We start from the raw sequence: 25,914 nt of genomic DNA on the forward strand, positions 1-25,914 counted from the left end.
ATTGTGGGGTGGGCAATATGAGCGCCCAGTAACCAAAGGCGCTCATATTGCCCACCCCACAAGATTATTTCTTGGAAATCCCTAAGTTCTGTTCTATTTGAGGTTGTGCTGACTTGATATCAAGAGTGACTTGCTGTAAGTTGCCTGTGAATGCAAAGGGGACTTTGTAGGTTTCAACTACAGGTGTACCTGTATCTCGACCGACATCAAAGGTTTCGTCAAGGGCCCAACGAAAAGCGATAGTTTTGGCAATTCGACCCTCGGCTACCTGTTTGTCGTTGATGAATAGTTTGCCAGTTCCACCAGTACCAAGAGTCCCACCGTCGTAGTCAAAATCAAATCGCAGTGTAGATTTACCTGTGGGTACTGTTTCTGTAGATTGAATAATGTAGCGTTCGGCATTGACGAAATTGTAGGCATAAGTCGGTTTGCCATCCTCAAGGAAGAAACTCCAACCAGAAAAGCGTCCGCCCTGTGTCAATAGAATGCCTTCTGCACCGCTTTCGGGAATATCTACATTCGCAGTGATGCTGAAGGAGCGATTTTTGATGTTTGGGGCACTACCTTCTGGAATTCCGAATGTGCCCGGATAGTAAGTAAAGCTGGTGCGTCCTGTGAGTAAGCTGGGGCGGAGTTGGATATCAAACCGTTCAAAGGCGCGATCGTCTAATGGTAATACTTGGTATTTCTTGGCTTCAGATAAAAACAACTTCTGGAGTTTTTGCAGCTTTTTGGGATTTTGATCGGCTAAGTTGTTCGCTTCGCTGAAATCTTTCTCAATATTGTATAGTTCCCACGGATCTTGATCAAAGTCAGCTTTGACAGTAGCTTGCCAAGGCAAACGAGGATGACGAGCCGCCGCAATCCAGCCTTGATCGTAAATGGCTCGATTACCCAGCATCTCGAAATACTGAGTTTTACGATGGGAAGGAGCATCGGCATCATCAAAGGTATAGGCGAGGCTAGTACCTTCAATCGGTTGTTGTTTAACTCCATTAACTTTAGTCGGGGCAGTAATTCCAGTAGCTTCTAAAATGGTGGGTGTAATATCAATTACATGATGGAATTGGCTGCGGAGTCCTCCTTGATCTTTGATGCGTTGGCGAAGCCCGCCGGAGGCATCGCCCCAAGAAATTACTAAAGGATTCCGAGTCCCACCAAAGTGAGAGGCGATTTGTTTTGTCCATTGGAAGGGAGTATTCACCGCCCATGCCCAACCCGCAGGAAAATGATTGAATGTCTTAGGACTTCCCAATTCATCAATTGAGGCTAGTAGTTGTTCTGGGTTTTCGGGTACGCCATTGAAGACTTTTAACTCATTGACACTACCTGTTAAACCACCTTCGGCACTGGCACCGTTGTCCCCGACTATGTAAATTACTAAGGTGTTATCTAGTTCACCAAGTTGAGCTATGCCATCAATCAACCGTCCCACTTCATAGTCTGTATGTGCCAAAAATCCGGCAAACACTTCTACCATGTGGCTATAGAGTTTCTGCTGTTCTGCCGATAGGGAATCCCAAGCTGGTAGTTCTTTCGGACGGGGAGTTAACTGAGCATTTTCTGGAATCACACCCAGTTGTTTCTGACGAGCAAAGGTTTCTTCCCGCAATTTATCCCACCCTTGGTTAAACTTACCTTGATATTTATCAATCCAGGCTTTGGGCGCGTGGTGGGGTGCGTGGGTGGCACCAGTAGCAAGATAAGTAAAGAAAGGTTTGTCAGGAGCAATAGATTGTTGAGAGCGAATCCAGGCGATCGCATGGTCTACTAAGTCCGGGGTCAAGTGATAATCTGGGTTATCGCTAGGTTTGTCCACTCGCTTGGTATTTTCTACCAGAGCCGGAGACCACTGATTAGTATCACCACCCAAGAAACCGTAAAAATACTCAAATCCTAACCTTGTCGGCCAGCGGTCAAAAGGGCCGGCGGCACTGGTTTCATAGTCTGGCGTGTTGTGCCATTTACCGAAAGCAGCCGTGTTATAGCCATTTTGACGCAGCACTTCTGCCACAGTGGCAGCACTCTGAGGCAAAATCGCCGTGTAACCTGGATAACCTGTAGCTAACTCTGTGACTACACCTGTACTTACTGAGTGATGATTCCGCCCAGTTAACAATGCTGCCCGTGTCGGTGAACAGAGGGCTGTAGTGTGGAATTGGTTATAGCGTAATCCTCTTTCGGCCAAGCGAGTCAAATTAGGAGTTTCAACTGGGCCACCAAAGGTACTTGCTTGTCCAAAGCCCACATCATCCAGCAGTATTAGCAGCACATTGGGAGCTTGTGCCGGAGCAGTGATTGATGACGGAAAATCCGGTTTTGAATCTTTGTAGGTGATACCGATTTTGCCTTTGAACGACTCTTCAGGAATTGGCAGAACCTTTGATGTGGCTGCTACGGCAGGGCCAGTGAATGTAAACAAGACAATGAGGAAAGAGAGGGCAAGCGATCGCCAAAGTAAACGTGACATGTATTTAATCCTTTGAATCATTAGGAATGGGGAATGGGGACTGGGGACTGGGGAATGGGGAATAGGCAATAGGGACTGAGGAAAGCACGGGGAGTAGATGGGAAGTTGGAGTAAGTCTTTCCCCTTCGCCCCTCTGGCTTTTCTGCCCAATCCCCAATCCCCAATCCCTTCGACTCACTTCAAGTTCTTCACCAAGCGAAAGCCGATGTGGGTTGTTCCGGTGTCGGGGGCTTGAGACTCGCGTGCTGCTGGGCGGAAGCGGCTGCAATAGTTGGGCGCACACAAATAAGAGCCTCCTTTAATTACGTGTAGGGCAATCTCTGTGGGTTTGTTGGGGTCAAAACTCTCCTTTGGTCCTGTGGGGTTCATACTATGAGTTTTGCTGTCATGTCCTAAAGCAAACCAGTCAAGGGTCAATTCCCAGACGTTACCAGCCATGTCGTAAAGACCATAACCATTGGGTGGAAAGGAGCCGACTGGAGCTGTGCCCATATAACCATCACCTGTGGTGTTGAAAAAAGGGAATATTCCTTGCCAGGTGTTAGCTTTTTTCTCAGAATACTGATTTCCCCAGGTGTAGGTTGTGTTGTCTAATCCACCACGAGCGGCGTATTCCCACTGAGTTTCTGTGGGTAATGATTTTTCTGCCCATTTGGCGTAAGCGATCGCATCTTCGTAGGCAATGTGAACAACTGGGTGATTTTCTTTTGCAGCGATGCCTGCGGCGGGCTGCGCCAACGCACTATCGGGACCAAAGGGATGTTGCCAATTCGCTTCGGTTGTCCAATGCCACCAACTCAAAAAGCTCTCACCTGGCTTTGCGATCTGGAATACGAGGGAACCAGGCGATCGCTGCTCATCAGGTAGATCGGGAAACTCTTCTTTAGATAAAGGACGTTCTGCAACTGTCACATATCCAGTCGCTTGGACAAACTCAGCAAACTGAGCGTTTGTAACTTCATATTTGTCAATGCAGAAGGAAGTAACTGTTACACTCTCTGCCGATCGCTCTTCGACAAAACTAGAATTATCTGACCCTATTTTGAAACTGCCTTCGGGAATCAGCACCATCTCTTGAGGACAGTTGATTTGTGTGCTGTCAACCGTGGCCGCAAATGCAACGGAGTTGATCGATAAGACAAACAGTAACATTAAAAAACTGAAAAAATAACAATTTTTCCCTGACTTTGACATTTTGGAAATTACCCCCCTAGATTGGGCGGTTGCAGTTCATAAACAAGATATAGAATTCTCACCAACTTTGATAAATTGGGGAAAAGTTTGTACTGAATTCAACATCAACAACTTGAAACCTCAGATTTATCTGATTAAAAATTTTTCTATAAAGTTTGTATTGAAGAAGAATTCAGCTATTCTGAATTCAGGAGTCAGAATCAATCAGTCGGGGATTCAGACCGCGCAGGAATTGAAGACCACTAAATTTTCAATTTAGTGGGGGTCTTAAACCCGATTATTCATCCGCCAGTCGTACAGAATTCATTCTGAATTCTGACTCCTGACTCCTGAATTCTGTTCGATAATTTCTCTACTGATTAAAAGCTTAAATTTACTAACGTTAAAATAAAAAGTAATTACTCACTTTTTTGCTTGACTATTTGCATAATTTATATATAAAAACATTGGTTTTATTAAAAACTACTGTAAATTTATACATTTACCGTAGTTATGTCTGAATATTGATAAATTACATCTTATCAAAAGATAAGTCAAGAACTTTTTCTGACCAAAGCATTTTACAAGAATCTGAACTTCTCCGAACACGAAGCAGCGTCTCGTTTTGTAGAAAAGAGACGCACGCCTTAGGATTGTAGGGCGATCGCTGGCTCGAAACTCAGCACCGAGACGAGAAAGCCTAGACCAAACAACGTTCAATCGTTGCTACAACTGATTGAGAAAGAGTATCAAAGTCGTAACCACCTTCTAAGCCAAACAGAATTTTACGAGTTAGCCCCAAACAATAATTAGTAAATAAAGCGTAGTCTTCTGGCTGCAAATTTATACTTGCTAAAGGATCTTCCGCATTAGCATCGTAACCAGCACTGACAATTAGTAAATCTGGCTGAAAGTTGGCTAAAAATGGTACTACCTTGTTTTCAAATAGTGGCTGATATGCTGTAATATCGCTACCTGGGGGTATAGGCAAGTTGAGGACATTATTGTGAAAGCCCTGTTCTGTAGCTCTCCCAGTACCGGGATAACAGGGATACTGATGTAACGAACAATAAGCAATTTGGGGATAAATTTCTACAATGGACTGAGTACCATTACCGTGATGTACATCCCAATCAAGGATGGCGACACGGTTAACTCCGGGTTGTTCAAGGGCAAATAAAGCGGCGATCGCAGCATTAGAAAATAGGCAAAAGCCCATCCCCACATCACTTTCTGCGTGATGTCCTGGGGGACGTGCTAGTACAAAAGCTGGATTAGCCGACTTTAACACAGCCTCAACTCCATCCAACCATGCACTGACTGCCAACAATGCCACATCATAACTGCGCGGGGAAACTGGCGTATCTCCATCTAAAGGACCGCCGCCACTAGAGGCGATTTCCCAAAGTTTTTTAATGTAGGCTGGACTATGGACTCTAACCAAAGAAGACATCAGTGAAGGCTGTTCGGATGCTGGTGTAGGCGATCGCCAGGTGATTTTATCTGCAAATGTAGCTGCTTTGAGAGCATTTGCGATCGCTATCAAGCGTTCTGGTTTTTCAGGATGGTATTTTCCAGTCTTGTGATCTAAAAATTCGTCAGAATAGATGACTGGCAGCATAGAACAAAAAATTTGGCAGCAGGGACACTGAAGTTATTGTATCCTTGCTGGTACAAACAGTTTTTCCTTAGCTGGTTTGTTACGCTGATACAGCTGCCCCTGTAGTCGGCTTGGGAGGCTGAATCTGAGCGGTTATCCGTGCCCGATACAACTCTACTAATCGCTGTTCGGATTTCAATAAATCCTTTTTCTTTCTTTTGCCTTGTTCGGTCATCACTTCCTGTCAAGGCAGTTTTCACCTTGGCATACTGATTGGCAATATGCTTACTGTATTAGGGTTCCGTCGCATTTTATCGGGAGCCATACCGCCCGGAATCACTATTGCCTCATATTCGGCTGCGATCGCTTCCGTTGTAGTACCATCGGCTTGGATACTAAGTTTGCCACGTTTACCCTTATATTTTTCATTCATTCGGGAACCGAGGACTACTACCTCCATTCCTGCTTGTTTTAGTCCATTATAAGGAATGCTAAAACAGTTTGTAACTAATTAGTTAACTGTTTAGAAACTCACCAAAAACTGCTAGCGTCAAACAAAGTAAAATATCGTTGTGGACTTTCGAGCTTGAAAACCCGTTCTAATTACTGGCTACTACTGCCTTATATCCGACTCCAGTGGCAAACCATCACCAAGGGACTTATTGGCATCTTGGGATACGTGCTGGCGACATTAGTGTTGATCAATGTCGCTGGTAAATTGGCAATTCCCTTTGCCCAAGGTAATGTAGTAGCGATCGCTCAAATAACTGGTAGTTGTGCTTTAGTATTTCTTGTCAGAGGCTTGTTTCAGTCTATACAAGATATGTACATGGCAAAAGCTGCTTTGCGAGTTGCTTTTCATCTGCGCCAACAAGTCTACACCCATCTGCAAAAGCTCAATCTCAGCTATTTTGAAACTGCAAAAGCAGGTGATTTATCTTACCGCCTTACGGAAGATGTTGACCGCGTTGGCGAAGTGGTAAATAAAGTATTTCACGACTTTATCCCCTGTATTTTGCAGTTGGTAGCAATTCCGATTTACATGATTTACCTGAATTGGCAACTGACACTCGCAACAGTGATAGTTGCACCACTGATGGGTATTTTAGTCGGCTGGTTTGGGGAACGGTTACGCAAGTATTCCTTAAAAAGTCAAAATCGCGTGTCGGGTTTATCAGCCATCCTCTCAGAAGTTTTCAACGGTATTCGTTTGGTACAGGCTTTTGCTGCCGAAAATTATGAAATCGCCCGCTTTGGCCATGAAGCAGAACGCAGTCTGAAAGCCAAATACTCAGCCGAACAGCTAAAAGCAATTCAGATTCCCATCATCGGATTTTTGGAAGCCTTAAGTGCGTTATCGTTACTGATTGTGGGAGCGTGGCAAATTTCCCAAGGTAACTTGACAGTGGCGAATTTTTTCAGTTATCTGGCGGCGGCGGCGCTGTTAATTGATCCTATTGGTCATACTACTAACAACTACAACGAATTTAAGCAGGGTGAAGCATCTGTTGACCGCGTTTTTGAATTGATGGCAATTCAGCCGACGGTGATTGAAAAGACAAATGCGATCGCTCTCCCTCCAGTCAAGGGTAAAGTAGAATATCGTCATATTTCCTTCGCCTATAAACCAGGTGAACCTGTATTAAAAGATATCAGTTTATTGGTATCGCCAGGTGAAGCGATCGCACTTGTGGGTGCTTCTGGTGCTGGTAAAACCACATTTGTCAACCTCCTCCCGCGTTTTTACGACCCCGAAGTTGGTCAAATCTTCATTGACGGTGTTGATATTCGAGATGTAAAGTTGCATAGTCTACGGCGACAAATTGGGATTGTTCCTCAAGAAACCATCATGTTTTCAGGGACAATTGCCCAAAATATCGCCTTTGGACAAGATATTTTTGACATCAAAGCAGTTAAAGAGGCGGCGAAAATTGCTAATGCCCATCAATTTATTAGCCAACTACCAGAGGGTTATAAGACTTGGGTAGGCGAACGTGGGGTAAACTTATCAGGTGGACAAAGACAAAGAATTGCGATCGCTCGTGCTGTTCTGCTCAATCCACAAATCTTAATTCTCGATGAGGCAACATCAGCATTAGATTCTGAGTCAGAAGCACTGGTACAGGAAGCCCTGGAAAGATTGATGGAAAAACGGACAGTATTTATTATTGCTCACCGTTTATCGACAGTTAGAAGGTGCGATCGTATTTTAGTTCTCGAACAAGGACAAATTGTCGAATCGGGAACCCATGAAGAATTATTAGCCCTAGAACATCGCTATGCGCGGTTTTATGCCCAACAGTTTAGTTAGGCATAAAAGGAGTTAGGAGTGGGAAATCTCACTTCTTTACTTAGGGCAGCCACATCTAAAGTAGTCTTGACCATGAGCCACCCTGTCCAAGTACGAGAATTCCGGGTTAGACTATGGCAATTAATTTTATGTGTAGTGGGTGAGAAGTGAAAGAAAAAAATAATCCCAAGAAATCTCAGTTTTTAAAACAGCCATTTGCTTTAGCAATCGGTGCGGCAGTAGTAGCTGCAACTTCTGGAGCAATTTTCTCCTCGCTAAGTTTAACTCCCTTAAAAAATGATGGTGTTGCTTTCCATCTGCCTGGCAGTTCCAAAAGTGTCACAGGCTTGATTCCTGCAACTCTAGATCATTCTGTGAATATTTTGATTCTCGGTATCGACAATTCTGGACATCCCCACGAGAAAAATTTTACTCCTGCTGAGGCATTAGCAGGCAATAGCGATACTATGCTACTGGTCCAAATCAAGCCAGATTCTCATTCGATTAATATACTATCTATTCCTAGAGATACTCTCGTTAAATTTTATGGAGTTGGTGTAGATAAAATTAATGATGCAAACGTGCGTGGTGGAACAAAACTAGCAGCCCAAAGTGTAAGTCAGCTATTAGATGGTGTATCAATTGATCGTTATGTGCGGCTGGATACAGAAGGTTTTATTCATTTGGTGGATGCCTTGGGAGGGGTTGAAGTTAATATTCCTAAAAAAATGGATTATGTAGATCATTCACAGAACCTCAGCATTCACTTTTTAGCAGGTGTACAAAAGTTGAGTGGGCAGCATCTAGAAGAATACATCCGTTTTCGTCATGATGCTTTAGGTGATATTGGTCGAGTGCAGCGACAACAACAAGTTCTGAAAGATATCCTAATTACACTGCTTCAGCCACAAACTATTACTAAATTACCTCAAATTTTAAAGGTAGCTCAAGATAATATAGATACTGATTTATCTATTAATGAAATGTTAGCTATTGCTCAAACTCTAGCTCAAAGTAATCACCATAATTTTATGCTCCTGCCAGGGCGTTTTAGTGAAAAAAGTGAATACAATGTTAGCTACTGGATTTCTGACCATAAAGCTACTAAAAAAATTCTCCAACGTTATTTTAATTTTAATAATGCAGAAGTAAAAGAAGAGGACAAGAATTTAGTGGTGCCGCAAGGTATAAAGATTTTTATCCAAAACGCAACCAGACAACCCGAAGCTGTAGGAAAAGTCACATCTTTACTCGAAAAGCACGGTTTTAGGAATATTTTTCTTTCTAGTCATGAAATTGATACTGATATAGACTCTGCCAAAAAAACCAGAATTATTGCTCAACATGGAAATCCTGAAGCAGCTAATGCAGTTGAACAAGCCCTTGGTGTGGGTGATGTAGAAGTTGCCTCTTTAGGAGATATTGCATCTGATGTCACTGTTGTCATTGGCACAGATTTGACTACTTCAATTTCTGAAAATAATTCTACTTATATCAAACAGAATTTGGCATTACAGACTAGACAAAAATACGGCAAGCTTGGCAGTCCTAAATAAGCTGTTCCGCATTTAATTTGTATAATTAGGGCGGGCAAGATGCCATTGGTGTCAACTTAAGCCCAAATCCTTTTCAAATCTTGTTTCTAGCTAGAGGCTGGAAATGCTACTCATTGAGTCTCTACCGCAAGTCTTGAGGCGTATTCCCAGTTAGAGACAGAAAGGAGAGGGGCAAAGGAAAAAAATGATTTTCGTTATAAGCTTTGCCCCATAGTAACTATTTCCTAGACTGAATTGCCTTGACTAAATCATAAAAAGGTTGCCAATTATCTTCCTGGGTGATTGATTCCCAAATAGATTCAATCACAGGCCTTAATAATGCCGTTTTGGGATTATGAATAGCTAGAGTTTGGGCAATTATATCGGTGCCATCGCTATCAAAATCATTCAAAATTTTATGGTACAATATGCACCAATCATCAAAAATCCCTGACGCACCTGGCACTGGTACAATCTCTGAATTATTCATGACAAAACCTGGTTCATCTCGCCATTTCGATGAAAAAGTACGAGCCATCTCATAAAAAAACTGGTGATAACCAACTTGGCTATCTTTCAAAAATTCAACCGTTAGATTCAACAGTTCCGCAGCTTGTAGATGTGGCAACTCTGAAAAACCTAACTTTTTCAACATCAAAGAACTGTATTCAGCTTGATAATATTCATCAAACCTTTCTAATGCAGCTTCCATTTCGCCTTTATCAATAATCGCCTTTAAAGGTTCTTGGAGCATTTGTAAATTCAGTTGGCAAATACTTGGTTGATTACCGTAACAGTAGCGTCCATAATAGTCAAAATATGCAGCTATAAAGGATGGGTTATAACTCGGAATAAATGCGTAAGGCCCGTAGTCAAAACTCTCTCCAGTAATCGACATATTGTCAGTATTAAGAACTGCATGACAAAAACCAGCCGCCATCCACTGTGCTACTAGTTCTGCAACCCGTTTAACTAATTCGGCGTAAAACAGGGCATATTTATCTTCTTCAGCATTTAAGTGTCGATAATACTGCTCAATTACGTGGTCTAACAGCTTCTTAGTTAAATCTGGACGCTGGAAATAGTGCAGTCGCTCAAAAGTGCCAAACCGAATATGAGAACTGCTCATTCTAATCATCACAGATGAACGAGTAGGCGAAGGTTCATCGCCCCGCCAAAGTGGTAAACCTGTTTCAATCATGCTCAGACAGCGCGAAGTACGTACACCCAAGTAGTGCAGTGCTTCCGCAGCTAGAACTTCCCGCACCCCACCTTTGAGCGTCAGCATACCGTCGCCACCACGAGAGTAGGGTGTTCTCCCAGAACCTTTAGTGCCAAAATCGTACAATTGGCCATCATTGGCGCGTACTTGCCCGTAGAGAAAGCCTCTACCATCACCCAACTGTCCGTTATATTCACCAAATTGATAGCCGTGGTAACGCAGTGCCAACAAGGGTTTACGCCCCTGAAATTGACCAAAGGCTGTGATGAAATCTTCGTCTTTGACTACTTGGGGGTCTAGACCAAAACGGGGTAATAGTTCATCGTTACGCCAACGCAGGAGGTGTTGGGGAAATTCCGCCGCTGCAACCTCATCATAGTAGTCATCGCCTAGAGATTCTAAAGCGCTTTCGTAGTTGAGGGTGAGAAAAGGATTGCTAGAATTCTTGTAGTTTGGGGTTTCAGCCAGAGTCATTACGAGCAAAGCTTAATTCATTCTTCCTTTAATACTACCTCTGGCTTCAGCATCAGCATAGACGCAAAAAGCGACTCATATCTAAAATATGGCAGCACCACCATCAAAATCTGGAGCGCATAAAGAATAAAGCTTTGCAATTTAACGTGTCGTTTAGTGGGGGAGCAAAAACGCCGTTTATTCAGACACTCGTGACGCTCGATAGCGCCGGCGGCAAGCGACGTAGGAGCGTCTGACTCGCTTGCCGCCGGCGCTATCGCATGATTGCGTCTCCCCGAATCACATTGGGAGAGGCTAACGCCAAGGGAGAAGACTCAGCTTAGCTACGCTATCCGCTTTTTCGTTCAGAATTCAATTCTGAATTCTGGCTCCTGACTCCTGAATTCTGTTTGTTAAAAGAGGTTGGGGAAATTCCCTATTTTATCTTTATAACTGTGCCAAATAATACCTCATGAGTAGGCTACAGCTTTGTATTTTATGACAACTTATTACTGAAATCGAGAAAAGATAATTACACTAACCTGTTCCAGTCAATTGTTGTTAAGTAGATAACTCTTCTAGCCCAATCCATTCAGTAATAGATTGCCATTGGCTTGCGTAAACAGTAGTACTCCTACGTTTTTGCTTTTGAGGTTTTCTAGGTAGTTTTCCCATCACAGCATCGGCGAATGAACTAGATTCATTCCAATTATAAATAGGCATTTCCTGCCAGCAGTGGCGACAAAACCAGTAAGTCTCTGCACCACGTATATGTTCTAAAAGTAAACTTGAGCAGCAAGGACAGTAATTCATATTTTTCTCAAATCCTGTTAATAAAAGTGTTATTGCAAATTAGGGCAGCCAGTTGAGAAGCCCGTAAATAATTTAAAACAGTCTGTCTATATTTTGACTATAGTCTTTAAATATGAGGAACTTGTGAGTAAAGTTAGAATACTTAATAAATTAGCAAAATTTATACATATTTCTTAAGTAATGCTCTCAGACTTATTTAGCTGTAAATGTGGGACTTAGGAGCAGTCCGCACCCTAAATACAATGTTCTGGTCTATAGCTCCAATATCCAGTTATTACTCCCAGCAGTATGAGCAATAATACTAACCATAATTCATGTCTTCGTCCCCGAATTTACCTATAGTCTGGGACTTACTGCAATTGTTCGACGAGATTCATACTTGTTAGTTATCCATTTTTTTCACCCTCTACAAATCATTATTATTTTTCTCTCGTTGGAAACCACCCTACTTCCCGACGCGGGAAGGGGAGACGGCGTAGCCAGGGGGTAAATATATTGCAGCTTCACAAAGAAACGGTATTAATATATAGTAATGTTGTAAATTAGATAATTTTTTACTTAAATACTTAGGAAAAATAATTAATTTTTCATCAAGATTTTTCTTCCTTAAATAAAATATTTATTAAAAATTTATTCTTCCAACACTGATTAAGAGTTTATATGCGTGAATTGATGAACATGAAAGCCCCAGTTGGCATAATATTGTGCCAACTGAGCTTGTCATCGTTGGAAGAAGAATTAAGTATGCTATTGCAGGTATTAGGTGTAAAAGATCATTTCACATTTCTCATAAATCTTCCAAATAAATAATAGTGTTTCGATATTAGAGGAGTTTGATAGTGGCTAAGACTAGTCTGAATCCAGAGCAACAGGTTACTACTTCAGCACAAGGCGCAGTTGACATCAGACAACTATCTACTATTTTGCTTCGCCGACGCTTTCTGATCTTGGGGGTTTCCTGTGTAGTTATGTCAGCGGCTAGTCTTTTGGCTATCATTGCCAAACCTACTTACCAGAGCAATATGCAGATATTGGTGAATTCCAATTTATCTGAAGGGGCACAGGCAAATAATATCCCAGTAGAGGAAGATACTCAGGTTAATGATTCCAATTCTCAAGTTGTTGATTCGACTACTCAGATGAAACTCATGCTGAGTTCTAAGCTGCTTCAGAAAGCCGTCGATTTACTTCACTCTGATTATCCTAATATTACCTTACAAGATATCAATGGTCAAAAAAAACATATCATAAAATCACCTCTAGAAGTAACTCCAGAAGAGGGAGGGATAGGGGCTAACAAAGTTTTTAATCAAGTATTTAAAGTTTCTTTCAATGATAACGATCCAGTTAAAGCACAAAGAGTACTTCAAGCTATACAAAAAGTCTATCAAGACTATAATAAACAGCAACAAAAAGAACGTCTCAATCAGGGATTAGCTTTTGTAAATGCTCGCCTACCTGAGGTAAAAAAAGAGGTAAGTAAAGCTGATAAAAATTTGGAACAGTTTCGCAAGAAACATAAATTACTTGATCCTGAAATCCAAAGTAAAATCCTGCTAGAATCTCTAGCTGATATTCAACAACAGCTACAAACCACTCGTGCCAACCTTCAAGATGTAAATGCTCGCTACGACAATCTAGAGCAACAAATAGCATCTTCATCCCAGCAGAATACACTAATTTCTTCTCGTTTAAATCAGTCAAGCCGTTACCAAACACTATTGAGTGAAATTCAAAAAACTGAATTAACCTTAGCTAAGGAAAGGCTCCGCTATACAGACGATTATCCGTCGGTACAAAAGCTAAAGCAGCAACGGCAAAGTCAGCTGTCGCTATTACGAGAAGAAGTGAAAGCTATTACTACTAGCAGTAAGGGAGAACCGTTCTTAAAAGGGCAACTTTTAGGGGTTGATCCAAGGCTAGTAGATGAGTTTATTCTGGTACAGACAACTGTTTTAGGACTAACTGCTAATGAAAAAAATTTAGCCGATTCAGAACAGCGGCTTCGATCTGAGCTAAATAAATACCCAAGCATAATAGCAGAGTATAATCGTCTGCTACCAAAGGTAGAAACTAGCCACAAAACCCTTGAACAACTTCTCCAAGCACAACAGTCTTTGGGACTTAAAATTGCTCAGGAAGGATATAGCTGGCAAGTTTTGGCAGAACCTTCTTCGGGTATTTATATGGGGAACAACAGATTATTCCTTTTGGTTGGGGGAGCGGTAATTGGGCCAATTTTAGGTATTTTAGCAGCCCTAATTTTGGAAAAGTTTAATGATGCTATTTATTGTGCGGGAGATTTAAAGAAACTGACGAACCTACGTGTATTGGGGTCAGTACCAAAGCTACCATCCTATGGTGTCAAAAAGCGGCGGCTGGGACTATCTTGGAATGGGCGGCGAAGTTCAGAGTCTTCTGCAATAGAAGCTACTACTAAATTGCCCGTCCATGAAACCCTGGACATGATCTACCAAAATATTCAAATATTAAAATATCCCTTACCTTTCAAGTCGCTGATGTTTACTTCAGCACTACCAGGGGAAGGGAAGACAACCTTAGTCTTAGGGCTTGTGGCTAGCGCTATACGGATGCATCGACGGGTATTAGTTATTGATGCTAATTTGCAGAATCCTAGCCTACATAAAATCTTGGAACTATCCAATGACTGGGGATTATCTCTGTTGTTAGTTGATGAGACAACCACTGATTTTCAAGATTATATCCAGCCCATTCACCCCTCCATTGATATTTTGACTGCTGGGCCGGCACCGGAAGACACAGTGAAGTTGCTCAGTTCTCAACGGATGAAAGAACTAATAGAGTTATTTGAGCAAAATTATGACTTAGTACTGATAGACGCTCCACCTATTTTAGGGACAGTTGATGCCAGAATTGTGGCATCTTTTTGCAATGGGATTGTCATGGTAGAGCGCATGGGGAAAGTGACTCGAGATGAACTGACTCAAGCAACAGAAATTTTAAGTAAGTTGAATTTAATTGGAATTATCGCTAATGAAGTGAGCAATTCTCAAAAGGTATTGGCATCTTAGGCTGGTAGGGGCAGTGGGCATTGGGCATTGGAAAGAGGTAGAGAAGAACTATTCTTCTCCTGCCTTCTTCACCTGATTTCTACCTTATAGCTAAAGCAAAATGCATAATTAGTAGGAGGTGGCAACTTCCGGCGTTGGAAAAGTGTCCCATCTTAAAGTAGTAGACACCATAATCCAGAGCGTCAATTAGATACTAGTGTGATTAGATGATCAATATGAAATTCCAACTTTACTTAGGCTCTTTATTTTCCCAGATTAAAGTACGTCATTGGTGGGTAAGTATCCTTTTGTGGATAGCTTTGGTTGCCCCAGCTCAAGCGTCTGTAATCTTGCGTGTGGCAATTGAAAGGGGTGTTAATCAGGTAAAAGTGGGTAGTTCCACCACTGGGATTGTGAAGGATAGTACTGGCCGGACTCTTGGACAGTTGCCAGCGATGAGTGCATATTATGCCCAAGCTGTTCCTGGCGGAGTGGCTTTAGATAAGTGGCAGTCTGGTTTATTTTGGATTGAGCCAACTGGTAAAGGATTTGTTTATATTGGCGATCGCTGGTATCGGGGCAGAACTTTGGTTGTTCCCACAGACAAAGGCTTAACGGCTGTTAATTGGGTTGATGACCAAGAATATCTCTACAGCGTTCTCGGTGGCGAAATGGATGCTAGCTGGCCGCAAGAAGCGCTGAAAGCCCAGGCGATCGCAGCCCGCACCTATGCCCTCTACGAACGAGAAAAACAACGGAATAATCCCGTTTACGATTTAGGCAATACCCCCGATCGCTGGCAAATTTATAAAGGTGTGATCAGTGAAGCTCCTTCTACTTACGCCGCAGTGGATTCCACACTAGGGCAAGTACTAACTTACAAAAATCGGATTATTCTCTCAGTCTTCCACGCTTGTTCTGGGGGACACACCGAAAACGTGGAAGATGTTTGGGGAAGCAATGAGCCTTACCTACGTGCTGTTGAAGACTACGATCAAAATATCAGCGAGTGTAATTGGGTGAAAACCTTCTCAACCAGTGAAATTAGCGCTAAATTTCCTGAGGTAGGCAGTGTGACGGCGATGATTCCAGAGACATACTCACCTTTCCACAGTGTTAAAGTTTTAAAAATTGTCGGCAACAAGGGCACAAAAGTGCTACAGGGCGAGGAAGTGCGAACAGCCCTCAAGTTAAAAAGTACCCGCTTTACTGTCACCAAGGGAGGCGATGGTAGTTTTGTACTACAAGGGCTTGGCTACGGTCATGCTTTAGGTATGAGCCAATGGGGGGCGTACAATCTGGCTCGGCAAGGAGTGAACCATCTGCAAATTTTGGGACATTATTATCAAGGTGTAGCCCTGACACCAATTCAGGCGAAGTAAGGAGAAAGTTAGGAGTTAGGAGTTAGAAGTTAGGAGTTTAATCAATACGGTTCGGTTAAGGCAAGAGACGCGATAAATCGCCGTCTCTACAATAGACATCTCCGAAAAACAATGTAGAGACGTAGCACTGCTACGTCTCTACAAGGGTTATGGGTAAAGCATATTTAATTTCTGGAGATGTCTAATAATCAGGCTTGTCATCAAAAAACCTTATCCGAACCGTATTGGGAGTTTAATTATTCACTCCTTACTCTCAACTCTTCACCCTATTCTCCACTCCCTCTTTCCAAGCGTTTCTGCCATTCAGCGTCAATTTGCGCAGAACGCTCAACCTCTTGGTCGAGTAAATCAGTTTCGCTAGTGTACACTAAATCTTCCTTGCCAATGACTTTTTCTGCGGCAAATTGTTGGGCATAGTTGATTTTTTGTTGCAAAGGTGCATCAGGACTTGTCAATATCCTGGCTCTGGAAAGGCGATCGCGGTTGCGATCGCCTATTTTGCCATTACGCCATCTAATCCAGAAATAACGCAATAGCGGTATGCCTAAAAAACCTGCTCCGTAAGCCAATAGCAGCCAATAAATTCCTTGCACAAAAGCTACCAGTCCACCTAATTTGGCGGCAACAATGCCACCTTTCAACAAACTTCCCAGTACTAAGGCAAGAACAAAATTTAGTACACCCAATCCAGCACTCAGCATAATTTGCCCAGAACTTGCGGCACTAAAACGCCAGGGAAATTCCTCTAAGTGATCTGATATTGCATAACGACGCTTTTTAACTGCACTCACCTGCAACTCTGGAAAGTAATAAACAATTTGCCCTTCTGGACTTACGCCCGGTTGCCCATTAAATCGCGTTAGAACGGGCAACATATAATCTTCGTACTCTCTTGTGTATCCCTCGCCAATATCATCTAAATATGGGGCAATTTGTTCTGCTACCACTGCACCACGATTAATCTGAATCACCGTAGCAATTTCTTGCCAGCGACGTTCTTCTAAGTTGGCATTAGGATTACCATCACCAAACAAAAACGAAAATATAGCTTCAAAGAAATTTAGATTGCTTTCTTCTCGGCTTTCACGTCGCCGTTCCTGGTAGTGGGTGTCATAATTTGGGCTAAGATACCAAAATAAATTTGGAAAGAAAAAGAACCCCCCACCACCAGAATTACTGCCCCGATTGTTGCCGTTACGGTCTGAATTAGCAGCAGTAATGATAATGAAGATGGTAATAGTTATCAGAACGATGGAAACAGTTAAGAAAATTCCAAAAGAAATGCGAATCAGGTAAAACAGAACACTCCAGACCTTTTTCCACCATTCTTGCAATCGTAACCGGAAGTATTTATTACGTAAAATTGCTCGAAAATTTCGTGGAAAAAGGTAAACTATATCACCTGAATCTGCTACCTGCAAATGTCCGCCAGCATCAGATGCCAGGGCTAACAAGCTTTGATTAGCTTCAGCGACATTCAATCCTGCCTGAGTTGCCACATCACCAACGGTGACACGGTAGCCCAGTTGTTCCACAGCCTGCATGATGGTGGGACTGGGAGCCATTGCTCTCCTCTCCTGTTGAAAATTATTCCCTTTTCTTAAGTATAAAGTTTTATTTTGAGGGACTTAGTAAAGGTAAAAATAAAGAAGGAAATCATTTTATATAGGAATCCGATTTGATTACTGAACTTACTTGCGTGGTGCGTGTTCGCGTTGGCGAAGCCTCTCGTAGAGCATCGGTGAGAGGTTAAGATAATCTTACTTTTGTCAATTAGAAATTATGCTTAAAATTTGGAAAGAGCCGAGGTATGAAGTTAACTGTTGTACTGAAATTATGGGTTAAGAATAAATGATGCGTATCAAGATGACGCGTAGGCAAAGCCCAACCTAGGCATCGCCCAATCAAAAATTCTGTTTCTAACCCCGATTTCAGCAATATTTTAAGTACTATTGCTTATTGACAAATTGTATCTGACCTTAACCTCTCACAAATGCTCGTAGAGAAGCCTCTCGCAGAGAAGCGCAGCGCAAGCGCGATAGGGAGGGAAGAGGGAACAGGGAATAGGGAAGAAATGAATAGATATTTGCTGAGTTTTTTCAAAAATCAAGTGCGAGTCCTATATAAATTACATGAATTTGGCAAACCGATACTAAAGTCGATGAGCCAGCAAATAACCTGAGAGGTTGTTTGAAAAGTCTAATTTATTACTAGCCCTGGCGAATATAATGACACTGTTGGTCAAACTCATCAAGAGTTGACCAACAGTGTCATTATATTCGCCAAAACTTTTCAAACATCCTCTGAGACGCAACATGTTATAATTGTTTGCCTCAGCTTGGTTAACCAGCAAACTTTCTGCTCAAATATGGTTCAATATACTCTCGCGCAAAGCCCAGAAATTATCCTTACTGTTTCTGGAAAAGATTCAGCCAAAGCCCGTGATAAGGCAATGGATCAACTGATGGAACTGATGGATGCAGGTAAGCTACCCACAGAACTGGAAGAAGGATTTGGCCCTCAACAATTGATTGAGGTTAAGGAGTCGACTATTGATACTGCTAGTGGTGAGGATACCATTACACAAGCTGTCCAGGTTTTGAGTAACCTAGCCACGCTCAAGTTGAAAGTTCAGGAGTCACGAGCTGAAGCGTTGGAAATTCGCAAAGCTGTTGATATTCTGTTCAGCGATGAGTTAGTGACTGAAGAGGAAATTACTCGACTCAAGGAAGGTTTTAAAGTTCTCAAAAATTTTGCTCAAGCTAATGTGCGTTACCAGGAAGCGCGATCTAAAGCAGAACTAGCTCGGCAGACTCTAGATCAAGCTCTCAAATCTCCTGACAAATAACTTTTACAGAACTAGATGCCTTGAGACTCATCTTAAAAATTCAATAAGCTCTAAAAGACAGACTGTGAAGCCTGTCTTTTAGAATTACTGGGGCGCTAGGATTCGAACCTAGGGATGGCGGGACCAAAACCCGCTGCCTTACCACTTGGCTACGCCCCAACAACATTACTCTAGTTAATATAGCAGTAACTCCTGGGTTAATGTCAAGTACTTTAATAGTTGATTTCAGATAATGGGTTTTTATGGCAGGATATTAACTGGTCAGAATCCTTACACATAGGACTGTTTCATCACTTTGGAGTGTTCCAAAAAATAAATGATCCAAAACCCGTCATTGCTTCGCTCTCTACGAGACGCTACGCGAACGCAATACCCGGATTTCTCACCACATCTCTCAAAACCTTGTGCAGGGGAGCAGGGGAGCAGGGGAGCAGGGGAGAGATTTGTACAAGTTCTTTCCCCTCTGCCCCTCTGCATTTCAAGCTTGTGAGAAATGCGGGAATGACAATTGGGCATTTTTTTGCTTGGAGTACTCTTGGTTGAACGATTAAATTTTTATTCCAAATATCGTGAAATTGTAGTAACATAGCACGGGCATTAACTATCTTCAGCTACATCTGATTGTTAGCGTCGTTAAATTTACCATTGATGAGAATATACCGTGAGCCTAACTCTTTATTTCCTCCGTCACGGACAGACCGAATGCAGTCGCAATAATTCCTTTTGCGGTTCCATAGACTCAGAACTTACCCCAGAAGGCTTGGAGATGGCAAAGGCTTTTGCATCTGCATATAGTTCTATGGATTGGACAGCAATATTTTGTAGTCCAATGCGGCGAACTGTATTGACCGCAAAACCCTTATCTGAAGCAATCGTGATAGAACCACAATTTAGGGATGGTTTGAAGGAAATCAACTATGGCAAGTGGGAAGGAAAAACCCCAGAAGTAATTAGCCATGAATATCACGATGATTATATTCGTTGGTCAGCAGATCCGGCTTGGAATGGGCCAACTGGTGGAGAAATGGCGGTGACAATTGCTTCTCGCGCCATACAGGTAATTGAAGAAATCAAGCGTCTTTACAGCAGTGGCAATGTGTTAGTGGTTTCTCACAAGGCAACTATCAGAATTATTTTGTCTAGTTTACTAGGGATTGATGTAGGACGCTTCCGTTTTCGTTTGGGATGCCCTGTTGCTTCGGTCAGTATTGTAGAATTTACCTCACATGGGCCGGTGTTAAAGGTTTTGGCAGACCGTAGTCATTTGGATGAGCGTTTGCGAAATTTACCGGGGACATGAGGGGAAGGAAGAGTTAGGAGTTAGGAGTTAGGAGTTAGGAGTTTGGAGTTTGGAGTTTGGAGTTTGGAGTTTGGAGTTTGGAGTTTGGAGTTATTATTTTTCCCTTACTCCCTCTCACTCGCTGGCTCAGTATATTTACAGAAAATATTTATTCTAATTTTAAAAATATATAACACGCTAATTATAGCGATCGCTCTGGAAATACTTTAGATAAATCCAGAACTAAATCAGGACAATATGGCAAATTAACTGACTCATTAGGCAGAAAAATCAACTTACGACGATATCCAAATTTACCTTGTAAATCTTTATAAGGTTCGCTGTAAGATTCTAGGTAGTTATCTACTAAATTAAATATCCAATAGTCGGAAATACTAGCTTCTGCATAAACAGATAATTTTATATCTTGGTCATATTTCAAAGTGGAATTAGAAATTTCAATTACCAACAATACATCAGATGGGCTAGGATGAGCTTCTAAATAGTCATCAGGACGATTTCGCACAATGACTAGATCGGGTTCTGGTTCGCTATCATCAGGTATAATGATTGGTTCTTGTCCTCGAAGAATCGCCTCTTCTAGAACCAGCTTGAATAATTCACGATATAAGCGGGTGCTACAAACAGAGTGCGGTGTACCTTTTGCTGCCATCTGGATTATTTCACCCTTAATTAACTCAACTCGGTCATTCTCCTTAAAGAAGCCGAGTTCAGTTAGACGGTGATATTCAGCTATAGTAAAGCGTTTAGCAGTAGTAAGGCTCATAACAACTACGAGAATGCAGAGTTATTTTTATCTTAATATAGCTTTGATGTTCTTATTGAGTTGAAATCTTGATGTTGGAATAATTATCATTACTAATGATTGAGTACGCCCTAATGATGACCGACAGCGTTATACACTGCCATAAGTTTCCACAAACTGTTTTCCACAGTCCTTACAGAGATAGCACTGCTTGCCTCTGCGATACCCATTTTTAGATAATCGCTGTGATTGACAATGTAAGCATTTCATTACTTTCATTACATTTTCCAACACATGATCTCCAACATAGGGTTCTAAATATGAAACGAGAAAATCTTCAATAGCTTGAGTCAGTCGTTGCCGATGTTCTTGATCTGGGTTGCGAAGTGCCGATAACATGACAGCATTGCTGCTGTGAACACAAACTTCTGCCAGCAAGCTGCACTGTGCTTCACTTAATTTTGAGTTTCGCAGTTTCAAGATATTTGCCGTAAAGTTAATTGCTTCTTGGGTCATGCTTTCATCAATGGACTGGAAAATTTCGCGTGCCATGAAAAACTGCACAAATACCACCCGTGAAACTGGCTGCTCAAATATTTGTGCTACAGAGTTAACAAGAGCATGAATCATTTGACGCAGTGGTAACTGGACAATTTCTGGTGTGTTCACCTGCGCCCACATCTGCTTTACCCGCTCAACATGGCGTAACTCCATCGCTTGAAAAATAGCGGCTTTATCAGGAAAAAACTGATACAAAGAACCGATTGCTGTTCCTGCTTTTGCTGCAATTAAATGGGTAGTTGCAGCTTCATAACCCACTCGATCAAACACTGCTGCTGCCGCATCCAAGATTTTTTCAACTCGTTGTTTTCCTCGTTGTTGTTTGGGTTGACGACGTAAACTGCTTGACGAATGTGAATCTTCTGTCATATCTTAAAAAGATGACGGATTTTTCACAATTTTATAACTAACGGAGAAGATCATGGAATCTATGCTTCCTGGTGCGCCCTGGCTGTTGCTCCACAAGTCGATGTTGGCAGTTAACCAACCTCGAAAAATTTCCTTGTATGGTGATGACTATGTGATGTGGAAAGATTCTACCGAAGCTATATATGCTTTGCCCAATGCCTGTCCACACATGGGAGCAATGTTGTCCGAAGGCTGGTGCGAAACAGAAGGTGATGGTAGGAGTGCTGTAGTCTGCCCGTTTCATGCCTTGAAATTTGATGGGTCAGGCTGCACTGTTTTACCTGGAACGAACAAGAAAACATTGCCACAACTCAAATCATTAGAGCTAATAATTCAAGGCGATTTTATTTGGTCTTATGGTGGATATGATCCGAAAATACCTATTCCCACAGTACTAAATGAGATTGTCAAAACATACTACTTTATTGGACATATAGCAGATAGAACTATAGATACTTCAATGCTGACGATGCTGCTGAATATGCACGACTACAATCATCAAAACGGTACTCACCGAGAATTGTTTCGGATTACCGATGTAGAATTTCATCAATTTATTGATAACGGACATAATTCCCATGCGTTTTACGATTTGCCTACAGCACCTTACAGCTTGCTAGAAAAGCTCAAAAAGCCTGATTTACTATTACTGCCCAAGAATATTCAAGCGCATCTAGAAAATCACTTTCCATCTCTGATAATTTTTCATGGAGAAACGCCATTGGGTAAAGCTGCACAGTGCCATATATTTGTGCCAGAAGCCGCTAATCGTACACGGACTTATATTTTATTATTTGGTCAAGCCAAGCATCCTGTATTCAAGATATTTGGTAGTCAATATCTCAAGTTTGGGGAGGTTGTAGTGAATCAAGACGCAGATATATTAGGGAAAATTTATCCAAATACGCCTCAAAAAATTAAACTCAATAATGAAGTAGGCATGGATTGGGTGCGACGTAATTTTGAAAACTTCCCAAATATTGTGGAACCTAATTTTTCCAAGCAATCTTAACTTAAATGACTTTCTAGCAAAGATGCGATCGCTTCAGGATGAATATTCTTGTATTTCTTTTTACCAAGCTGTAAAACACAATTGGGAGCGCTGCTACAGCATTTTTGGCAACTGGTATGTTCAATGGTAACTTTGTCTAATAAACCGCGATCGCACAAAGTTTTTTCTAATTCTGATAATAAACCTTTACCACCACGTTTCAGGCAACCGCCCTTTTGACATACCATAATCCTCGCTTTCGTTTGAGGTTGTAAATCTTGCTTTGGACAGCTACTAATTGGTGTCACTCGATAGGCTTTAATTTTAATTTTACTTGTGCGCGAATCTATCTTACTATGACCACAAATACGAATTTGCTGACCAGGAACTAAGGATGAACTTAGTAAACGGCGTAATTCTTTAGGCAATTTAATTTCCACATTTCCAGATGGAACTGCCAATTGCAAGTATTTATATTTCCCTGGCTCACCACCAACAAAACCTAGTAACTGTCCTTCAAGGTTCAATTCTGATAACGTCACGTCGCTTCGCTCCGAATTCAAAATTCAAAATTAACAGGAGTTAGGAGTTATGATTACTAACTCCTAACTCTTAACTCCTAACTCTTAACTCCTAACTCCTAACTCCTAACTCCTAACTCCTAACTCTTAACTCTTAACTCCTAACTCTTAACTCCTAACTCCTAACTCCTAACTCCTAACTCCTAATTCCTAACTGTTTTTAAGTGAGGCGTTTAGCTTCTACAGTTTGAGGTAAATTTGCTGTATCTGGCAAATCACGAAATTCTAATTCCCAACCATTTGCTAGGGTGAGAATCTTGCCATCAGTTCCATCGGTTTGTTTGACGACTTCTTCTTCCAGGTCTTTTTTAGCAACGTAGACTACTAAAGTACCGGCATCATTTATGCGTAGCATTACTTTCATGAGATTCCTCAACAGATTCTAGTTCTTTTTTCTTACAGCCGACGACGAACCCTGTTTCTAAGAAATGCACAGCATATATATAGGATGTCTGCAAATATGTACCTATACTCGCTATGTAACCGATATCTCCCTTGTTTACTAAAACTTGGCCAACTTCCTTACCAGGAAAGGTACCATCGTTTTTCAGCAGTTTACGAACTCTTACTTTTTCACCAATTTCAAAAGCAGGTGGCAAGTTTAGTTCTAATTCATCGCGTTGCATGAGAGTACCTCTGTTCTCTGACCAAATTCAATAGTTCTTCTGTCGTCAAACTGCGTTTTTTCTGTACCGATTGATGGCGCACTGCGTCTAAAACAGATTGGGTTTCTTGGGAGTTCAAGAAAATTCCATGCTGCTCTAGCAAGTTTGAAACCAAATGCCGTCCAGAATGTTTTCCTACTACTAAACGCCGTTCCCAACCCACCTCTTCAGGAGCAAATGGTTCGTAGGTGATGGGGTTTTGCAATACCCCGTGAGCATGGATGCCAGATTCGTGAGCAAAGGTATTTTCGCCAACGATCGCTTTCCAGGGTGGTACACTAGCACCTGATGCGGCTGCAACTAGTTGAGACAGTTCCAGCAAACTGGGTGTATCAATACCCAAATCAACGCCATAGATGCGTTTAATTGCCATAACAACTTCTTCTAATGCTGCATTTCCCGCCCTTTCACCTAATCCGTTGACTGTGGTATTCACTGATGAGGCTCCGGCTTTGATACCCGCAAGGGCGTTGGCAGTTGCCAGACCAAAATCATTATGCGTGTGGATTTCTAGGGGAATCGTCAACGCTGAAACCAGTCTTTGGACTTTGGTATAGGTGCTGAAGGGGTCGAGAACTCCTACAGTGTCACAAAAACGGAAGCGGGATGCACCCCACTCTTGGGCATAAAGTGCTACATCTAAGAGGAAGTTTTCATCAGCCCTGGAAGAATCTTCTCCGCCAACTGCTACCCAAAGACCTTGATCGAGGGCGAAGCTGATTGAGTCTTTGAGTTTCTGTAAACTTACTCGCCACTGACCATGAAATTTAGTGGCAATGTGGATACCAGAGACGGGAATGGCAATATGCACCCGGTTCAGACCGCAGGCGATGGAAGCCTTGATATCTGAGATGACAGCGCGGTTCCAGCCCAAGAGTTTTGCTTGTAAACCCAAATTAGAAATTGCGGCGATCGCACGTGTTTCTTCGTCACCCATTGCCGGTATACCGACTTCTAATTCTGGGATACCAATAGCATCGAGAAATTTAGCGATCGCGACTTTTTCTTGTAGGGTAAAGGCAACACCGGCTGCTTGTTCACCATCACGTAGTGTAGTGTCATTAATGATGATTTGATTCATTGCAAATATCCCTCTCTTGGAAGTATTCTTAATATCCTTTCTCTCTACAACCCCTCGTGATGGTAAATGCTAAAAATATCACAATTCATAATGTAGGATACATGATCCTTAATTATTGACCTATTAGCAGCATCACATCTGTATGGCAGGGAACTAAAACAATGTATAATTTACTAATCGTTTTTACCGATGTCAGTTGAAACATCTTTGAGTAGCAATGAACTAATATAGCTATTAGCAAATCCTGAACAAAGTAATACACAGAATCCAGCAATTAAGGATGTAATCATCTTCGTAACCTCATTTTTTGTAGTGCATTTGGGTGTAATTTAGGCAGGTAATGGTACTCAAAGCTAAAGGGTGCAAATTAGCTAACTGTGGTCTGCTAGCCAATCAAAAATCTTTCCTAGCTGCTCCAAGTCAACTAAACCATACTGCCAGAGGAGCATCGGTAGTGGGCCATTTTCTAATTCACGGTGTCGCAGAGCTACAGCAATATCAGCATTTGAAAGTTCAAGTTCATTGTGCAAAAAATTGAGGAGTTTTATATCTCTGTTCCGAGTCGCCATAATCGAACTTTCAATTTCTTAATTTGGGAAAAACTTAAAAATCAGAAACTCCAATTTTTATTTGGGAATTTCGTCTTTTTAATTGTTGCTATATGTCAGGGAAATTTCAGATTTAGCAGACTCAATAAAATCTAACATCCATTTGTTCCATCTCAGTCTGCAACAAATTCTGCTAGCGTACAGTAGCTTCAAACT

The 25,914-nt window shown here is 41.8% G+C and carries 21 protein-coding genes, 1 tRNA gene and 1 pseudogene; 7 read left to right on the forward strand and 16 right to left on the reverse strand.

Annotated elements, in window-relative coordinates:
- Window positions 1-64: 64 nt before the first annotated feature.
- From V7K67_RS28635 to V7K67_RS28655, 5 genes and pseudogenes are all read right to left on the reverse strand, one after another.
- Window positions 65-2,470 (reverse strand): sulfatase-like hydrolase/transferase, encoded by a 2,406-nt coding sequence (locus tag V7K67_RS28635; RefSeq protein ID WP_335169424.1) that lies wholly within the window; start codon window positions 2,468-2,470, stop codon window positions 65-67.
- Between the two features lie 174 nt (window positions 2,471-2,644).
- Window positions 2,645-3,622 carry a formylglycine-generating enzyme family protein gene (locus tag V7K67_RS28640; RefSeq protein WP_335169426.1) on the reverse strand — a complete coding sequence of 326 codons (978 nt, stop codon included), beginning with the start codon at window positions 3,620-3,622 and terminating at the stop codon, window positions 2,645-2,647.
- A 721-nt stretch (window positions 3,623-4,343) separates the two neighbouring features.
- Window positions 4,344-5,264, reverse strand: coding sequence for a histone deacetylase family protein (locus tag V7K67_RS28645; protein WP_335169428.1), 921 nt, complete (start codon window positions 5,262-5,264; stop codon window positions 4,344-4,346).
- 79 nt (window positions 5,265-5,343) lie between these two features.
- Window positions 5,344-5,478 carry a hypothetical protein gene (locus tag V7K67_RS28650; protein ID WP_334730315.1) on the reverse strand — a complete coding sequence of 45 codons (135 nt, stop codon included), beginning with the start codon at window positions 5,476-5,478 and terminating at the stop codon, window positions 5,344-5,346.
- Window positions 5,479-5,508: 30 nt separating this feature from the next.
- Window positions 5,509-5,739 (reverse strand): annotated as a pseudogene (locus V7K67_RS28655) (DJ-1/PfpI family protein); the annotation flags it as partial.
- Window positions 5,740-5,829: 90 nt separating this feature from the next.
- Here V7K67_RS28655 and V7K67_RS28660 point away from each other — a divergent pair.
- Window positions 5,830-7,554 carry an ABC transporter ATP-binding protein gene (locus V7K67_RS28660; RefSeq protein WP_334710149.1) on the forward strand — a complete coding sequence of 575 codons (1,725 nt, stop codon included), beginning with the start codon at window positions 5,830-5,832 and terminating at the stop codon, window positions 7,552-7,554.
- 146 nt (window positions 7,555-7,700) lie between these two features.
- The gene (locus V7K67_RS28665) at window positions 7,701-9,089 is read left to right on the forward strand and encodes an LCP family protein (protein ID WP_334730314.1); all 1,389 of its coding nucleotides are present in this window, start codon (window positions 7,701-7,703) and stop codon (window positions 9,087-9,089) included.
- A 217-nt stretch (window positions 9,090-9,306) separates the two neighbouring features.
- Here the strand turns inward: V7K67_RS28665 and V7K67_RS28670 are convergent, their stop codons facing one another.
- Together V7K67_RS28670 and V7K67_RS28675 are read right to left on the reverse strand one after the other, a co-directional pair.
- Complete coding sequence (locus V7K67_RS28670; protein ID WP_335169430.1) at window positions 9,307-10,764, reverse strand: protein adenylyltransferase SelO; 1,458 nt, start codon at window positions 10,762-10,764, stop codon at window positions 9,307-9,309.
- Window positions 10,765-11,304: 540 nt separating this feature from the next.
- Window positions 11,305-11,556, reverse strand: a complete 252-nt coding sequence (locus tag V7K67_RS28675) for a hypothetical protein (protein ID WP_334730312.1) — start codon at window positions 11,554-11,556, stop codon at window positions 11,305-11,307.
- A gap of 839 nt (window positions 11,557-12,395) precedes the next feature.
- Here V7K67_RS28675 and V7K67_RS28680 point away from each other — a divergent pair.
- Together V7K67_RS28680 and V7K67_RS28685 are read left to right on the forward strand one after the other, a co-directional pair.
- A complete protein-coding gene (locus V7K67_RS28680; protein WP_334730311.1) occupies window positions 12,396-14,609 on the forward strand; it encodes a GumC family protein in 2,214 nt (737 codons plus the stop codon).
- A gap of 215 nt (window positions 14,610-14,824) precedes the next feature.
- Entirely contained in the window at window positions 14,825-15,970 is a 1,146-nt protein-coding gene (locus tag V7K67_RS28685; protein WP_334710154.1) for a SpoIID/LytB domain-containing protein, read from the forward strand.
- A 266-nt stretch (window positions 15,971-16,236) separates the two neighbouring features.
- Here V7K67_RS28685 and V7K67_RS28690 read toward each other — a convergent pair whose 3' ends face one another.
- Complete coding sequence (locus tag V7K67_RS28690) at window positions 16,237-17,535, reverse strand: hypothetical protein (protein ID WP_334730310.1); 1,299 nt, start codon at window positions 17,533-17,535, stop codon at window positions 16,237-16,239.
- Between the two features lie 803 nt (window positions 17,536-18,338).
- Here V7K67_RS28690 and V7K67_RS28695 point away from each other — a divergent pair.
- Window positions 18,339-18,818 carry a hypothetical protein gene (locus V7K67_RS28695; protein WP_179064185.1) on the forward strand — a complete coding sequence of 160 codons (480 nt, stop codon included), beginning with the start codon at window positions 18,339-18,341 and terminating at the stop codon, window positions 18,816-18,818.
- Window positions 18,819-18,905: 87 nt separating this feature from the next.
- On the opposite strand, the gene V7K67_RS28700 is transcribed toward V7K67_RS28695, so the two are convergent.
- Window positions 18,906-18,977: transfer RNA gene (locus V7K67_RS28700), tRNA-Gln, on the reverse strand.
- A 502-nt stretch (window positions 18,978-19,479) separates the two neighbouring features.
- On the opposite strand from V7K67_RS28700, the gene V7K67_RS28705 reads away from it, so the two are divergent.
- Window positions 19,480-20,118, forward strand: coding sequence for a histidine phosphatase family protein (locus V7K67_RS28705; protein ID WP_335169433.1), 639 nt, complete (start codon window positions 19,480-19,482; stop codon window positions 20,116-20,118).
- 181 nt (window positions 20,119-20,299) lie between these two features.
- Here V7K67_RS28705 and V7K67_RS28710 read toward each other — a convergent pair whose 3' ends face one another.
- Together V7K67_RS28710 and V7K67_RS28715 are read right to left on the reverse strand one after the other, a co-directional pair.
- Window positions 20,300-20,884, reverse strand: coding sequence for a Uma2 family endonuclease (locus tag V7K67_RS28710; protein ID WP_334730308.1), 585 nt, complete (start codon window positions 20,882-20,884; stop codon window positions 20,300-20,302).
- 129 nt (window positions 20,885-21,013) lie between these two features.
- Window positions 21,014-21,793, reverse strand: a complete 780-nt coding sequence (locus V7K67_RS28715; RefSeq protein ID WP_334709029.1) for a TetR/AcrR family transcriptional regulator — start codon at window positions 21,791-21,793, stop codon at window positions 21,014-21,016.
- A gap of 61 nt (window positions 21,794-21,854) precedes the next feature.
- On the opposite strand from V7K67_RS28715, the gene V7K67_RS28720 reads away from it, so the two are divergent.
- Complete coding sequence (locus V7K67_RS28720) at window positions 21,855-22,844, forward strand: Rieske 2Fe-2S domain-containing protein (protein WP_334730359.1); 990 nt, start codon at window positions 21,855-21,857, stop codon at window positions 22,842-22,844.
- Here the strand turns inward: V7K67_RS28720 and V7K67_RS28725 are convergent.
- The 5 genes from V7K67_RS28725 to V7K67_RS28745 form a co-directional block, all read right to left on the reverse strand.
- Window positions 22,841-23,365 (reverse strand): (2Fe-2S) ferredoxin domain-containing protein, encoded by a 525-nt coding sequence (locus V7K67_RS28725; RefSeq protein ID WP_335169436.1) that lies wholly within the window; start codon window positions 23,363-23,365, stop codon window positions 22,841-22,843. The two genes, V7K67_RS28720 and V7K67_RS28725, sit on opposite strands and share 4 nt — an antisense overlap.
- Before the next feature lie 199 nt (window positions 23,366-23,564).
- Complete coding sequence (gene nifT, locus V7K67_RS28730) at window positions 23,565-23,768, reverse strand: putative nitrogen fixation protein NifT (RefSeq protein ID WP_334709031.1); 204 nt, start codon at window positions 23,766-23,768, stop codon at window positions 23,565-23,567.
- A complete protein-coding gene (locus tag V7K67_RS28735) occupies window positions 23,743-24,030 on the reverse strand; it encodes a nitrogen fixation protein NifZ (RefSeq protein ID WP_334709032.1) in 288 nt (95 codons plus the stop codon). Before V7K67_RS28735 ends, nifT begins: the two co-directional genes overlap by 26 nt.
- Complete coding sequence (gene nifV / locus V7K67_RS28740; protein ID WP_334730306.1) at window positions 24,017-25,150, reverse strand: homocitrate synthase; 1,134 nt, start codon at window positions 25,148-25,150, stop codon at window positions 24,017-24,019. Before nifV ends, V7K67_RS28735 begins: the two co-directional genes overlap by 14 nt.
- Window positions 25,151-25,521: 371 nt before the next feature.
- On the reverse strand, window positions 25,522-25,719 hold the full coding sequence (locus V7K67_RS28745) for a DUF2949 domain-containing protein (protein WP_179064190.1): 198 nt from the start codon (window positions 25,717-25,719) through the stop codon (window positions 25,522-25,524).
- Window positions 25,720-25,914 lie beyond the last annotated feature (195 nt).

The organism is Nostoc sp., from assembly GCF_036917155.1.
GTDB lineage: Bacteria > Cyanobacteriota > Cyanobacteriia > Cyanobacteriales > Nostocaceae > Nostoc.

Bases quoted from the DNA above. Each gene is read 5' to 3' on its own strand.
- V7K67_RS28695 (WP_179064185.1), top strand. From the start codon at position 18,339: ATGGTTCAATATACTCTCGCGCAAAGCCCAGAAATTATCCTTACTGTT.
- V7K67_RS28635 (WP_335169424.1), bottom strand. From the start codon at position 2,470: ATGTCACGTTTACTTTGGCGATCGCTTGCCCTCTCTTTCCTCATTGTC.
- V7K67_RS28690 (WP_334730310.1), bottom strand. From the start codon at position 17,535: ATGGCTCCCAGTCCCACCATCATGCAGGCTGTGGAACAACTGGGCTAC.
- V7K67_RS28640 (WP_335169426.1), bottom strand. From the start codon at position 3,622: ATGTTACTGTTTGTCTTATCGATCAACTCCGTTGCATTTGCGGCCACG.
- V7K67_RS28745 (WP_179064190.1), bottom strand. From the start codon at position 25,719: ATGGCGACTCGGAACAGAGATATAAAACTCCTCAATTTTTTGCACAAT.
- V7K67_RS28735 (WP_334709032.1), bottom strand. From the start codon at position 24,030: ATGCAACGCGATGAATTAGAACTAAACTTGCCACCTGCTTTTGAAATT.
- V7K67_RS28645 (WP_335169428.1), bottom strand. From the start codon at position 5,264: ATGCTGCCAGTCATCTATTCTGACGAATTTTTAGATCACAAGACTGGA.
- nifV (WP_334730306.1), bottom strand. From the start codon at position 25,150: ATGAATCAAATCATCATTAATGACACTACACTACGTGATGGTGAACAA.
- V7K67_RS28685 (WP_334710154.1), top strand. From the start codon at position 14,825: ATGAAATTCCAACTTTACTTAGGCTCTTTATTTTCCCAGATTAAAGTA.
- V7K67_RS28675 (WP_334730312.1), bottom strand. From the start codon at position 11,556: ATGAATTACTGTCCTTGCTGCTCAAGTTTACTTTTAGAACATATACGT.
- V7K67_RS28670 (WP_335169430.1), bottom strand. From the start codon at position 10,764: ATGACTCTGGCTGAAACCCCAAACTACAAGAATTCTAGCAATCCTTTT.
- nifT (WP_334709031.1), bottom strand. From the start codon at position 23,768: ATGAAAGTAATGCTACGCATAAATGATGCCGGTACTTTAGTAGTCTAC.
- V7K67_RS28650 (WP_334730315.1), bottom strand. From the start codon at position 5,478: ATGACCGAACAAGGCAAAAGAAAGAAAAAGGATTTATTGAAATCCGAA.
- V7K67_RS28710 (WP_334730308.1), bottom strand. From the start codon at position 20,884: ATGAGCCTTACTACTGCTAAACGCTTTACTATAGCTGAATATCACCGT.
- V7K67_RS28720 (WP_334730359.1), top strand. From the start codon at position 21,855: ATGCTTCCTGGTGCGCCCTGGCTGTTGCTCCACAAGTCGATGTTGGCA.
- V7K67_RS28715 (WP_334709029.1), bottom strand. From the start codon at position 21,793: ATGACAGAAGATTCACATTCGTCAAGCAGTTTACGTCGTCAACCCAAA.